The following is a 12,625-nucleotide window of genomic DNA, read 5'->3' on the forward strand; positions in this document are numbered from 1 at the left end:
GCGTTCCCCTCGCTCAGCGCAGCTTCGGGTCGAGGGCGTCGCGCACCGCGTCGCCCAGCATGATGAAGGCCAGCACGGTGATCGAGAGCGCCGCGGCCGGGAAGAACATCACGTACGGCGCGGTCCGGATCACCTTCTGGGCGGAGGAGATGTCGATGCCCCAGGAGATCGTCGGGTCCTGCAGGCCGATGCCGAGGAAGCTCAGCGTGGCCTCGGTGGCGATGTAGCCGCCGAGCGCGATGGTGGCGACGACGATCACCGGGGCGACGGCGTTCGGCAGGATGTGCCGGAGCATCAGCCGCCCGGTGCCCGCGCCGAGGGCCCGCCCGGCCACCACGAAGTCGGCCTGCTTGACCGTCAGCACGGCGCCGCGCATGACCCGGGCGATCTGCGTCCAGCCCAGGAAGGCCAGCGCGATGACCACGCTCCAGACCGTGCGGGTGGAGAAGGCGTTCAGCAGCACCAGCGCGCCGAGCAGCAGCGGGATGCCGAAGAAGATGTCGATGATCCGGGAGAGCACCGCGTCCACGGCGCCGCCGTAGTACCCGGCGAACATCCCGCAGATCCCGCCGAGCAGGGTCACCGCCGCGGTCACGCAGATGCCGACGGTGATCGAGGCGCGGGCGCCGTAGATCACCCGGGCGTAGATGGAGCGACCCTGGCCGTCGTAGCCGAACCAGCCGGCCCCGAAGAAGTCCGTCCAGTCGGGGCGCCGCAGGAAGTTGTTGACCAGGTCGGCCTGGCGCGGATTGGCGTCGGTGAAGGCCCAGGGGAAGATCGACATCAGGACCAGCAGCAGGATCAGCAGGGCCGAGATCCAGAAGATCGGCCGGCGCCGGAGGTCCCGCCAGGCGTCGCCCCAGAGGCTGCGGGCCTCCTCCCGCTTGACGACGTCCGGCTCGACCAGGGTCTCCTGCTCGACCGCCATGCCCTGCTCGCCGGCGTAGTCCAGGTGGTTGACCGCCGGCTTGGGGTGCGGCTCGTACGATTCCTCGTCGTGCAGGTCAGGCATAGCGGATCCTCGGGTCCAGGACCGCGTAGAGCAGGTCGACGATCAGGGAGGCGACCAGGTAGACGATCACCAGGACGGTCACGATGCCGACCACGGTGGGGCCGTCCTTCTGGTTGATGGCCCGGTACAGGACGTTGCCGATGCCCTGCACGTTGAAGATCCCCTCGGTCACGATCGCGCCGCCCATCAGCGCGCCCAGGTCCGTCCCCAGGAAGGTGACCACCGGGATCAGCGAGTTGCGCAGCAGGTGGCGGGAGACGATGCTCCGCCGCGGCAGGCCCTTGGCGACCGCCGTGCGCATGTAGTCCGCGCGCAGGTTCTCGCCGATCGAGGTGCGGGTCAGCCGGGCCACGTACGCGAGGGAGAGCGAGCCCAGCACGATCGCGGGCAGGATCAGCTGGGAGAGGTCGGTGGAGTCCTGGACGGTCGGGGTGACCCAGCCGAGTTCCGTGGCGAAGATCGTCTGCGCGACGTACGCGAGCACGAAGACCGGGACGGAGATCACCAGCAGGGTCAGCAGCAGCACCAGGGTGTCCTGGAAGCTGCCCCGCTTCAGGCCCGAGACGAGGCCGAAGGCCAGACCGAAGATCAGCTCGAAGGCGAAGGCCAGCAGCGCCAGCCGGATGGTCACCGGGAAGGCGTCCGCCATGATGTCGGAGACCGAGCGGCCGGTGAAGGTGGTGCCGAAGTCGCCCTGGAAGAGGTTCCCCATGTAGTGCAGGTACTGCTTCCAGAGCGGCTGGTCGAGGTAGTACTTCTGCTTCAGGCTGGCCACCACCGCCGGGTCGGCGGCCTTGTCCCCGAACAGGGCCGCGACCGGATCGCCCGGCAGCGAGTAGACCATCAGAAAGATCAGCAGGGTGGTGCCGAAGAACACCGGGATCATCTGCAGCACCCGCCGCAGCACGTAACTGCCCATCCGCGCCTCCTTCCTAGGGGACCGATTGGCTGAGTGCCCGGGCCCCGCCCCCCGTGCGGGGAGGGCGGGGCCGGATCACCGGGACGATCAGCCCTTGACCTCGACCTGGGTCCAGGCCGGGTTGCCGAAGGAGTCGAACGTGACGTTCTGGACCCTGGTGGAGTAGCCCGAGTTGGTCCGGTAGTACCAGAGCGGGATGGCCGGCATGTCCTGCGCCAGCACCGCCTCGGCCTGCTGGTAGCCGGTGATGGTGTCGTTGAGGCTGGGCGCCTGGTCCGCCTGGGTGGCCAGCTGGTCGAACTGCGGGCTGCTGTAGCCGGTGTCGTTGGAGGCCGCGCCGGTGCGGTAGACGTCGGCGAGGAAGTTGGCGTTCAGCGGGTAGTCCTGCACCCAGCCGGTGCGGAAGGCGCCGTTGAGCTGGCGCTTGGTGATCGCCTCGCGGGCGCCGCGGAAGTCCGGCTTGGGGTCGCCCACGCACTCCACGCCGGTGTTCTGGCGGATGCTGTTGCAGACCGCGTCGACCCACTCCTTGTGGCCGCCGTCCGCGTTGTAGGTGATCGACACCCGGTTGCCCGGCACCCCGCCGCCCTCGGTGATCAGCTGCTTCGCCTGGTCCGGGTTGAAGGTGCAGTTGTTGCCGCAGGTGCCCTGCTTGTAGCCCTCGACGCCCTCGGCGACCCAGGCGCTGGCCGGCTTGCGGGAGTTCTGCAGCACCGTCTTGGTGATGGTGTCCCGGTCGATCGCCATCGACAGGCCCTGCCGGACCTTCGCCTTGTCGGCCCCCTGCCAGTCCGGCTGGTAGAGCGTGAAGCCGATGTTCTGGATGGCGCCCTGCGGGGCGTCGATCGCCCGGTCACCCAGGTCGCTCTTGTACGTCGCGAGCGCGGACGGCGGGACCTGGTCGATCACGTCCAGGTTGTTGGACTGCAGGTCGGCGTAGGCGGCCTCGGCGGTGGTGTAGATCTTGAAGACGATGCCGCCGTTCTTCGGCTTGTCCACGCCCTGGTAGTTCGGGTAGCTCTTGGTCACCACCTCCTTGTTGTGGTCCCAGCTGACGAACTGGTAGGGGCCGTTGCCCACCGGCTTCTGGCCGTAGCCCGTCGGGTCGGAGAAGAAGGCGTCCGGCAGCGGGGAGAAGGCGATGTAGCCGAGCTTGTACTCGAAGTACGAGACCTTGGTCCGCAGCTTGACGGTGAAGTGCGTGTCGTCGACCACCACGAGGCCGGACATCGTGGTGGCCGTCGGCTGGCCGCTCGCCGGGTGGACGTCCTGGTAGCCCTCGATGTCGGCGAACCAGCTGCTGTTCAGCTGGTTGTTGGTGCTGGTCGCGCCCCAGTTCCAGGCGTCGACGAAGTTCTTCGCCTTCACCGGGGTGCCGTCGTGGAAGGTCCAGCCGCCCTTGAGGGTGATGGTGAAGTTCTGCGCGTCGCTGGTCTCGATGGTGTCCGCGACCTGCATCCGCAGCGTGGCGTCGCTCGGGTTGTAGTCGACCAGCCCCTTGAACAGGTTCTGCAGAATGCGACCGCCGCCCGTCTCGTTGGCGTTGGCGGGCTGGAGGGGGTTCTGCGGTTCGCTGCTCTGGTAGCTGAACGTCGCGGCGGTGTCCGACGAACCGCTGCTTCCTCCGCCGTCGTCGCCGCACCCGCTGGCCACCAGGACCACGGATGTCGCAGCGGCGAGGAGCCAGCGGGCGCGGGGGGCTGCGGGCATGGAAGTCCCTCCTCAAGGTGTGTGTCGCATCACACCCCATGAGAAGCGCGGCCCGGTGGCGGCGCGAGCCGGATACCCCCGGACGGGTGCCGTCCCGTACGGTCCGGGTTGACGGGCCGTCGGGCTCCGCGCGGGCGTTCGGGGACGCGGAAGGGCCCGTAGCGCCAAGGCTGCGGGCCCTTCCGGGGACTGCTGCGGGATCAGACCGCCGCGGCGGCCGTCTCGCGGACGCTCGGGAAGTGGCAGGCGGACTCGTGCGCCGCCGCGCCCTTCAGCGTCGTCGGAACCGCCAGCAGCGGCTGCTCGGTGGAGCAGCGCTCCTCCGCCTTCCAGCAGCGGGTGCGGAAGCGGCAGCCGGACGGCGGGTTGGCCGGCGAGGGGATGTCGCCGGTCAGGATGATGCGGTCGCGGGACTCGCGCGCCGTCGGGTCCGGCACCGGCACCGCGGAGAGCAGCGCCTGGGTGTACGGGTGCGTCGCGTTGTCGTAGATCGCCTCGTCGGTGCCGATCTCGACCATCTTGCCCAGGTACATCACGCCGACGCGGTCGGAGATGTGCCGGACGATCGAGAGGTCGTGCGCGATGAACATGTACGACAGCTCGAACTCGCTCTGCAGCTGCTCCAGCAGGTTGATGACCTGCGCCTGGACGGAGACGTCCAGGGCGGAGACCGGCTCGTCGCAGATGATGATCTCGGGCTTGAGCGCGAGACCGCGGGCGATGCCGATGCGCTGGCGCTGGCCGCCGGAGAACTGGTGCGGGTACCGGTTGATGTACTCCGGGTTCAGGCCGACGACGTCCAGGAGGTCCTGGACGGCCTTGCGCCGGTCGCCCTTCGGGGCCACCTCGGGGTGGATCTCGAACGGCTCGCCGATGATGTCACCGACGGTCATGCGCGGGTTGAGCGAGGTGTACGGGTCCTGGAACACCATCTGGATGTTCCGGCGGACGGCCTTGAGGGCCGCGCCGGACAGCTTCGAGATGTCCTCGCCCTTGAACAGCACCTGGCCGGAGGTGGCCCGCTCCAGGTTCATCAGCACCTTGGCCAGCGTGGACTTGCCACAGCCGGACTCGCCGACGATGCCGAGCGTCTCGCCCTTCATCAGGTCGAACGAGATGCCGTCGACCGCCTTGACCGCGCCGACCTGCTTCTTGAAGAGGATGCCCTGGGTCAGCGGGTAGTGCTTGACCAGGTCCTTGACCTCCAGGATGGGCTCAGCCATGGAGGGTCTCCTTCCAGAGGTGGCACGCGCTGCGGCGGCCGGTGAGCTCCTTGCCGTCCTTGTCGGTCACCTGGTGCAGCGTCGGGATCTCCGTGCGGCACAGGTCGGTGGCGACGTCACAGCGGGGGTTGAACGCGCAGCCGGCCGGGACCTTGAGCAGGTTCGGGGGCAGGCCCTTGATCGCGTACAGCTCCTGGCCCTTCTGGTCCAGGCGCGGGATGGAGCGGAGCAGGCCCTTGGTGTACGGGTGCGCCGGGTTGGCGTACAGCTCGCGCACCGGCGCGGTCTCGACGATCCGGCCGGCGTACATCACGGCGATCTTGTCCGCGACGTCGGCGACCACGCCGAGGTCGTGGGTGATCAGGATCAGGCCCATGTTGTACTCGGCCTGCAGCTCCGCGAGCAGGTCCATCACCTGGGCCTGGACGGTGACGTCCAGGGCGGTGGTGGGCTCGTCGGCGATGATGAGGTCCGGCTCCATCGAGATCGCCATGGCGATCATGATGCGCTGGCGCATACCGCCGGAGAACTGGTGCGGGTAGTCGTTCACCCGCTGCCGGGCGGCGGGGATGCGCACCCGCTCCATCAGCTCGATGGACTTCTCGCGGGCTTCCTTCTTGGACAGGCCGCGGTGCACCCGGAACATCTCGCCGAGCTGGGCGCCGACGGTCATCACGGGGTTCAGCGAGGAGAGCGCGTCCTGGAAGATCATGGCGATCTTCTGGCCGCGGATCTGCCGGCGCTGCTCCTCCTTCATGGCGAGCATGTCCTCGCCGCGGAAGAGGATCTGGCCCTGGGAGATCTTGCCGGGCGGCATGTCGAGGATGCCCATGATGGTCTGGGCGGTCACCGACTTGCCGGAGCCGGACTCACCCAGCACGGCCAGGGTCTCACCGGCGGCAACGGAGTAGTTGACGCCGTTGACGGCCTTGGCCACGCCGTCCCGGGTGTGGAACTCCACGTGGAGGTCACGGACCTCCAGCAGCGGGGTGCCCACTTCGAGGCGTCCGCTCTTGCTGTTCTTCTCGATCACGGTGGTCATCGGGTCGTCACCTCTTCTCTCAGCGGAGCTTCGGGTCGAGGGCGTCGCGCACCGCGTCGCCGAGCATGATGAAGGCCAGCACGGTGACGCTCAGAACCGCGGCGGGGAAGAGCAGGACGTGCGGGGCGGTCAGGAAGCGGGGCTGGGCGTCCGAGATCATCAGACCCCAGGAGATCTCCGGCGACTGGACGCCGATGCCCAGGTAGGACAGCGCGGCCTCGGCACCGATGTAGACACCCAGGCTGATCGCCGCGACGACGATGACCGGCGCGACGGCGTTCGGCAGGATGTGCCGGAAGGTGATCCGGCCGGAGCCGGCGCCGAGGGCGCGGGCGGCCATCACGTAGTCGTTGTTCTTGTTCGCCAGCACCGAGGCGCGCATGATGCGGAAGATCTGCGGCCAGCCGAGGACGGCCATCACGAGCGAGACGCTGTAGGCGTTGCCCGCCCACGGCAGCATCGACATGATCAGCATGCCGCCGAGCAGCAGCGGGATGGCGAAGAAGATCTCGGTGAAGCGCGACAGGACGCTGTCCAGGAGGCCGCCCTTCCAGCCGGCCAGCAGGCCGAGGAGGGAGCCCGTCACGGTGACCACCAGGGTGGTCAGCACACCGACGATGATCGAGTTGCGCGCACCCCAGACGGCCCGGGTGTAGATGTCGCAGCCCTGGACGTCGTAGCCGAACCAGTGCTCGGCGCTCGGCCGCTGCAGCGAGTTGGCCAGGTCGCAGGCACCGCCCGCGAACGGGCTGCCGTCGGTGAACCACTGCGGGACCGCGGAGATCACCAGCAGGCAGGACACCAGGACCGCGCCGATGATGAAGACCGGGTTGCGGCGCAGGTCGCGCACCGCGTCCGACCAGAGGCTGGCGACGCGCTCCTGCTTCTTGGCAGGCTCCGCCTTCGGCTTGTTGTCCTCGGAGGGGGCCGGGGCGTCCTTGGTGATGGTGTCACTCATAGCGAATCCTCGGGTCGAGCACGGCGTACAGCAGGTCCACGAGCAGGGTGGTGACCAGGTAGATCAACACCAGCAGCGTGACGACGCCGACGATGATCGTGCCCTGCTTCTGGTACACGGACTGGGCGAGCAGACCGCCGATTCCGTGGATGTTGAAGATCCTCTCGGTGATGACCGCGCCGCCCATCAGGCCGCCGAGGTCGGCGCCGAGGAAGGTGACGATCGGGATCAGCGCGTTGCGCAGCGCGTGGCGGCCGATCACCCGACGGCGCTTCAGGCCCTTGGCGACCGCGGTGCGGACGTAGTCCGCGCGCATGGTCTCCATCAGGCTGGTGCGGGTCAGGCGGGCGACGTACGCGAGCGACATCGAGGCCAGCACGAAGGCCGGCAGCAGGTACGCCCGGATCCCGTCCTCCTCGTTGAAGGAGACCGTGAAGATTTCGATGCCGTAGTCGTTCTTCAGCTTGACGCCCAGCACGAGCTGGAGCACGAAACCGGTGACGAAGACCGGGATCGAGATGACCAGCAGGGTGCTGATGAGGACCAGCTGGTCCAGGAACTTGCCCTTGCGCAGGGCCGCCATGACGCCCGCCAGGACACCGATGACCGCCTCGAAGACGAAGGCCACCAGGGCGAGGTTCACGGTGTAGGGGAAGGCTTCCCCGATCATGTCGCTGACGGCGCGACCGGTCAGGCTCTCGCCCAGGTCGCCCTGGAAGACCCCGGTGATGTAGTTCCAGTACTGGACGAGGAACGGGTCGTCCAGGTGGTACTTCTCGCGGAGCATCGCCGCGACGACGGGATCGGCGCGCTTCTCGCCGGCGAGCGCCTGCACCGGGTCACCGGGCAGCGCGAAGACCACGGCGTAGATCAGGAACGTCGCACCGATCAGCACAGGGATCGCCTGTATCAGTCGGCGGATGACATAGCGGCCCATCAGACCTCCATACTTTCGGACAAGGAAGGGAGGCGGGAGGACTCGGACTGTGGTCCGGTCCGCCCGCCCCCGATCGTCTGATTACCAGATCAGGCCAGCTCGACCTCGGCCAGGTTCATGCGGCCCTGGGCGTCGGTGTCGAAGTTCTTGATCTTCTTGCTGTACGCCGCGGACGACATGTAGGTGTAGACCGGGATGTACGGCAGTTCCTTGATCAGGATGTCGTCGGCCTGCTGGTAGAGCTTGGTGCCCTCCTCGACCGTCTTCGCCTGGTCGGCCTGGTTCAGCAGGGACTCGAACTCCTCGTTGACGTAGCCGCCGTAGTTCGAGCCGTTCTCGATGGCGACCTTGGAGAAGATCGGGCGCAGGTAGTTCTCGGCGGACGGGTAGTCCATCGACCACGCCATGCGGAAGGCGCCGGAGTACTGCTTGTCGCCCAGCGCGTCCAGGATCTTGCCGAACTTCTCGAACGGCTTGAAGGTGACCTCGACGCCGAGGTTCTTCTTCAGCTGGTTGCCGACCGCCTCGATCCAGTCCTTGTGGCCACCGTCGGCGTTGTAGCCGAGCTCGATGGTGTTGTTCGGGACACCGCCGGCGGTGGTGAAGAGCTCCTTGGCCTTCGCCGGGTCGTACTTCGCCGCGTCGCCCATGGCGCCCTTGCGGTAACCCGGGATGAGCGGGTTGATGAAGTCGTCGGCCGGGACGCGGGTGCCCGAGAAGATGGTCTTGGTGATCGCCTCGCGGTCGATCGCCATCGAGATGGCCTTGCGGATCTCGGCCTTGCCGTAGGCGGCCGGGTTGGTCGAGATCGGGAAGCCGATGTAGCCGACGCCCGACTCCGCCTTGTAGATGTAGCGGTCGCCGAACTCGCCCTTGACGGTGCCCATGGCCGAGATCGGGAGCTTGTCGGTGGCCTGGATGTTGTCGGCGCGCAGGTCGTTGTACGCGGTGTCCAGGTTGTCGTAGACCTTGAAGGTCACGCCCTGGAGCTTCGCCTTGCCGTCCGAGGCCGGGAAGTTCTCGTAGCGCTTGACCTTGATCTGCTTGTTGTGCTCCCAGGCGCCGTCCATCTCGAACGGGCCGTTGCCGATCGGCTTCTCGCCGAACGCCTTCGGGTCGGTGAAGAACGCCTTCGGCAGCGGGTAGAACGGGTTGTACCCGAGCATGGTCTTGAACTGCGAGAACGGCGCCTTGAGGCTGACGGTGAAGGTCTTCTCGTCGACGACCTTCAGGCCCTTGAGCTCCTTGACGGTGGGCTTCTTGTCCTTGCCCGGAGCCAGCTCCTCGGAGCCCTCGATCTTGTCGAAGAAGGGCAGGCCCTCGGCGGCGTTGTCCTGGTTGGCGCCCCAGTTCCAGGCGTCCACGAAGGACTGGGCGGTGACCTTCTCACCGTTGTGGAAGGTGTAGCCGTCCTTCAGCTTGATCGTCCAGAGCTTGCTGTCGGCAGACTCGATGGACTCGGCCACGCGCAGGACCGGAGCGTTGGTCTTGCGGTCGTAGTCGACCAGGCCGGCGAAGACGGCGTTGAGGACCTCGGTGCCCTCCGACTCCGCCGTGTTCTGCGGGACCAGACCGTGCTGCGGCTCACCGAGCTGAACGGCGATCGTGCCACCACCCGAAGCGGCCTTGTTGTCGCTGCTCTTGGAGCTGGTGCTGCAGGCGGTCGCCGCAAGGGCGATCGCGGTCGCCGCGACGATCCACTTGGTCTGGGTTGCACCACGCATGGGGGATGCCTCCTGAATTCGACTTTTCGACGAGGAGAGCACACCGGGCCGGCGGGGGGCCGCCGCGACCGTTGTGCCGTCCGCGCTCGTGGTTTCGGCGCGCACCCCTGCGCGTTCACCCTTGACCCGAGCCTGACTGGACCCACTATGTGTCACGCACGGACACGAAAGTGACCAATGCCGATCTCAATTAGGTCACATGAACGGTCGGTAAGTTTCGAAAATCGGACATATGAGACATACTCAGACAGGCATTAAACGGACAGTCGTCATGAATGACGGACTGTCACGTTCGCTCAGCGGACACCCGGGCGTGGTAAGCGCTATTCCGTTTATACCCGCGCCAAACGCGTTGAGTAGTTGAAAAAGTTCGCCCCCCTCTCCATCGGAAAGGGGGGCGAACGTTTTCGGCCAGTGGGCCTCAAGCCTTGTGTCAGGCCTTCTTCGCGCGCGAGGCCGTACGACCACGGTCCTTCTGGTCCAGGACGACCTTACGGATGCGAACAGTCTCCGGGGTCACCTCGATGCACTCGTCCTCGCGGCAGAACTCCAGCGACTGCTCCAGCGAGAGCTTGCGCGGCGGGACGATCGACTCGGCCACGTCGGCGGTCGAGGACCGCATGTTGGTGAGCTTCTTCTCCTTGGTGATGTTCACGTCCATGTCGTCGGAGCGCGAGTTCTCGCCGACGATCATGCCCTCGTACACCTCGGTGCCCGGCTCGCAGAAGAGCACGCCGCGCTCCTGCAGGTTGGTCATCGCGAAGGCGGTGACCACGCCGGCCCGGTCGGCCACCAGCGAGCCGTTGTTGCGGGTGGTCAGGGCGCCGAACCACGGCTCGTGGCCCTCGTGGATCGAGTGCGCGATACCGGTGCCGCGGGTGTTGGTGAGGAACTCGGTACGGAAGCCGATCAGGCCGCGGGACGGCACCACGAACTCCATCCGGACCCAGCCCGAGCCGTGGTTGGACATGTTGTCCATCCGGCCCTTGCGGATGCCCATGAGCTGGGTGACGGCACCCATGTGCTCCTCGGGCACGTCCACCGTGAGGCGCTCGACCGGCTCGTGGGTCTTGCCGTTGACCTCCTTGGTGACCACCTGCGGCTTGCCGACGGTCAGCTCGAAGCCCTCGCGGCGCATGGTCTCGATCAGGATGGCCAGCGCCAGCTCACCGCGGCCCTGCACCTCCCAGGCGTCCGGGCGCTCGGTGTCCAGGACGCGCAGCGAGACGTTACCGATCAGCTCGCGGTCCAGGCGGTCCTTCACCTGGCGGGCGGTGACCTTGCGGTCGACCTTGCCGCTGGACTTGGCGTCCGCGCCCTTGCCGCTGCCGCCCCGGCCGACCAGCGGCGAGGTGTTGGTGCCGATGGTCATCGAGATGGCCGGCTCGTCCACCGTGATGAGCGGCAGCGCGATCGGGTTCTCGGTGTCGGCCAGGGTCTCGCCGATCATGATGTCGGAGATTCCGGCGACGGCGCAGATGTCACCCGGGCCCGCCACCTCGGCCGGCTTGCGGGTCAGCGCCTCGGTCATCAGCAGCTCGCTGATGCGGACGTTGGAGATGGTGCCGTCGCGCTTGATCCAGGCCACCGTCTGGCCCTTGCGCAGCTCACCCTGCTCGACGCGGAGCAGCGCGATGCGGCCGAGGAAGTTGTCGGCGTCCAGGTTGGTGACGTGGGCCTGGAGCGGCGCGTCCTCGTCGAAGGTCGGGGCCGGGACGTGCTCCAGGATGGTGGAGAAGAACGGCTCCAGGCTGGTGCTGTCGGCCGGGACGGTGCCGTTCTCCGGCTTGGTCAGCGAGGCGACGCCGTCGCGGGCACAGGCGTAGACGATCGGGAACTCGATCTGGTCCTCGTCCGCGTCCAGGTCCAGGAACAGGTCGTAGGTCTCGTTGATGACCTCGTCGATCCGGGCGTCCGGGCGGTCCGTCTTGTTGATGCAGAGGATGACGGGGAGGCGGGCGGTCAGCGCCTTGCGCAGCACGAAGCGGGTCTGCGGCAGCGGACCCTCGGAGGCGTCGACGAGCAGCACGACCGCGTCCACCATCGACAGACCGCGCTCGACCTCGCCACCGAAGTCGGCGTGGCCCGGGGTGTCGATGATGTTGATGGTGATCGGTGCGCCACCGTCCTTGGGGTGGTACTTGACCGCGGTGTTCTTCGCGAGAATGGTGATGCCCTTCTCGCGCTCCAGGTCGTTCGAGTCCATCATGCGGTCGTCGAGCTGCTGGTGGGCGGCGAAGGCGCCGGCCTGCTTCAGCATGGCGTCGACCAGGGTGGTCTTGCCGTGGTCGACGTGGGCGACGATGGCGACGTTACGGATGTCGTTGCGCGTGGGCATGCCTAGCAGATTCTCCCGGAATCGTGGGTTTCGGCGCCCGGCTTGCGTGACGCCGACCGGCGATCCCTGTCGATCGCCGCCGCCCGTTCCGCCTGCTACTACCGGTCCACCCGCCGGGGCAGGACATGCCGCGGCTTCCTCCTATCGTACGGGGAAGCGCCCAGGTGGGCCGAAACGCCCAGGTCGAGCGGGACCAAGATCACAGCTGGGTCACGCCGCGGGCCCCGTCGGCGCGGCCCCCGGCGGGGCGCCCGGCGGGGCGCCGAGGAAGCCGAGGTCCTGGTAGCGGGGGTGGGCGAGGCCCCAGAGGCCGTCGGCCGCGACGCCGTCGCGCACGGCGACCAGTTCGGGGTGCTGGTGCAGCGGGACGGAGTGGGCGAGCTGCCAGAGCCGGGCGTCGGCCAGGTCGAGGAGGCGGCCGCGGGCGGCCGGGTCGAGCTCGGCGGCGGCCCGGTCGAAGAGGCGGTCGATCTCGTCGGTGCCGCTGCGGCCGAAGTTGGAGCCGGTCTGCGGGGTGCCGTCGGGCCCGGGGACGGGCTTGGCGTAGACGGCGCGCAACGCCGCGACGGGATCGGGGCCGGTCGGCCAGGAGAACAGCGCGAGGTCCCAGTCGCCGCGGGGGGGGTGGGCGCCGCCCGAAACCGCGGCGGGGCCCACCCCCGGCCCGCCCGGGGTTGCCCCCCCCGCCCCCCCGGCGGCGGGGGCCGCCGCGCCCCCGCGGCCCCCCCCCGGCGGGGCGGCGCGGCCCCGGACAGCAGGTGC

At 68.1% G+C, this 12,625-nt stretch carries 10 protein-coding genes; all 10 read right to left on the reverse strand.

From position 1 onward, the window contains the following. Nucleotides 1–13: 13 nt before the first annotated feature. The 10 genes from ACWGB8_RS18520 to ACWGB8_RS18565 all read right to left on the reverse strand — a co-directional run bounded on the left by ACWGB8_RS18520 (nt 14) and on the right by ACWGB8_RS18565 (nt 12,520). Nucleotides 14–928, reverse strand: coding sequence for an ABC transporter permease (locus ACWGB8_RS18520; protein ID WP_452214572.1), 915 nt, complete (start codon nt 926–928; stop codon nt 14–16). Nucleotides 929–1,004: 76 nt separating this feature from the next. After that, a complete protein-coding gene (locus ACWGB8_RS18525; protein WP_452214560.1) occupies nt 1,005–1,931 on the reverse strand; it encodes an ABC transporter permease in 927 nt (308 codons plus the stop codon). An 87-nt stretch (nt 1,932–2,018) separates the two neighbouring features. Beyond that, nucleotides 2,019–3,641, reverse strand: coding sequence for a peptide ABC transporter substrate-binding protein (locus ACWGB8_RS18530; RefSeq protein ID WP_452214561.1), 1,623 nt, complete (start codon nt 3,639–3,641; stop codon nt 2,019–2,021). Between the two features lie 200 nt (nt 3,642–3,841). Then, nucleotides 3,842–4,864 (reverse strand): ABC transporter ATP-binding protein, encoded by a 1,023-nt coding sequence (locus tag ACWGB8_RS18535; RefSeq protein WP_452214562.1) that lies wholly within the window; start codon nt 4,862–4,864, stop codon nt 3,842–3,844. Beyond that, nucleotides 4,857–5,906, reverse strand: a complete 1,050-nt coding sequence (locus tag ACWGB8_RS18540) for an ABC transporter ATP-binding protein (RefSeq protein ID WP_452214563.1) — start codon at nt 5,904–5,906, stop codon at nt 4,857–4,859. The genes ACWGB8_RS18535 and ACWGB8_RS18540 overlap by 8 nt, the downstream gene beginning before the upstream one ends. Before the next feature lie 19 nt (nt 5,907–5,925). Next, a complete protein-coding gene (locus ACWGB8_RS18545; RefSeq protein WP_452214564.1) occupies nt 5,926–6,864 on the reverse strand; it encodes an ABC transporter permease in 939 nt (312 codons plus the stop codon). Continuing rightward, on the reverse strand, nt 6,857–7,801 hold the full coding sequence (locus tag ACWGB8_RS18550; RefSeq protein WP_452214565.1) for an ABC transporter permease: 945 nt from the start codon (nt 7,799–7,801) through the stop codon (nt 6,857–6,859). Before ACWGB8_RS18550 ends, ACWGB8_RS18545 begins: the two co-directional genes overlap by 8 nt. 89 nt (nt 7,802–7,890) lie before the next feature. Continuing rightward, the gene (locus tag ACWGB8_RS18555; RefSeq protein WP_452214566.1) at nt 7,891–9,525 is read right to left on the reverse strand and encodes a peptide ABC transporter substrate-binding protein; all 1,635 of its coding nucleotides are present in this window, start codon (nt 9,523–9,525) and stop codon (nt 7,891–7,893) included. A 433-nt stretch (nt 9,526–9,958) separates the two neighbouring features. After that, the gene (typA, locus tag ACWGB8_RS18560) at nt 9,959–11,863 is read right to left on the reverse strand and encodes a translational GTPase TypA (RefSeq protein ID WP_452214567.1); all 1,905 of its coding nucleotides are present in this window, start codon (nt 11,861–11,863) and stop codon (nt 9,959–9,961) included. A gap of 210 nt (nt 11,864–12,073) precedes the next feature. Continuing rightward, nucleotides 12,074–12,520, reverse strand: coding sequence for a hypothetical protein (locus ACWGB8_RS18565; protein WP_452214568.1), 447 nt, complete (start codon nt 12,518–12,520; stop codon nt 12,074–12,076). Between the last annotated feature and the right edge of the window lie 105 nt (nt 12,521–12,625).

This window comes from Kitasatospora sp. NPDC054939 (genome assembly GCF_053610105.1).

What these genes read in the sequence shown, in the direction of transcription:
- ACWGB8_RS18550 (WP_452214565.1), bottom strand. Translation starts at nt 7,801, where the DNA reads ATGGGCCGCTATGTCATCCGCCGACTGATACAGGCGATCCCTGTGCTG.
- typA (WP_452214567.1), bottom strand. Translation starts at nt 11,863, where the DNA reads ATGCCCACGCGCAACGACATCCGTAACGTCGCCATCGTCGCCCACGTC.
- ACWGB8_RS18530 (WP_452214561.1), bottom strand. Translation starts at nt 3,641, where the DNA reads ATGCCCGCAGCCCCCCGCGCCCGCTGGCTCCTCGCCGCTGCGACATCC.
- ACWGB8_RS18520 (WP_452214572.1), bottom strand. Translation starts at nt 928, where the DNA reads ATGGCGGTCGAGCAGGAGACCCTGGTCGAGCCGGACGTCGTCAAGCGG.
- ACWGB8_RS18540 (WP_452214563.1), bottom strand. Translation starts at nt 5,906, where the DNA reads ATGACCACCGTGATCGAGAAGAACAGCAAGAGCGGACGCCTCGAAGTG.
- ACWGB8_RS18545 (WP_452214564.1), bottom strand. Translation starts at nt 6,864, where the DNA reads ATGAGTGACACCATCACCAAGGACGCCCCGGCCCCCTCCGAGGACAAC.
- ACWGB8_RS18525 (WP_452214560.1), bottom strand. Translation starts at nt 1,931, where the DNA reads ATGGGCAGTTACGTGCTGCGGCGGGTGCTGCAGATGATCCCGGTGTTC.
- ACWGB8_RS18535 (WP_452214562.1), bottom strand. Translation starts at nt 4,864, where the DNA reads ATGGCTGAGCCCATCCTGGAGGTCAAGGACCTGGTCAAGCACTACCCG.
- ACWGB8_RS18555 (WP_452214566.1), bottom strand. Translation starts at nt 9,525, where the DNA reads ATGCGTGGTGCAACCCAGACCAAGTGGATCGTCGCGGCGACCGCGATC.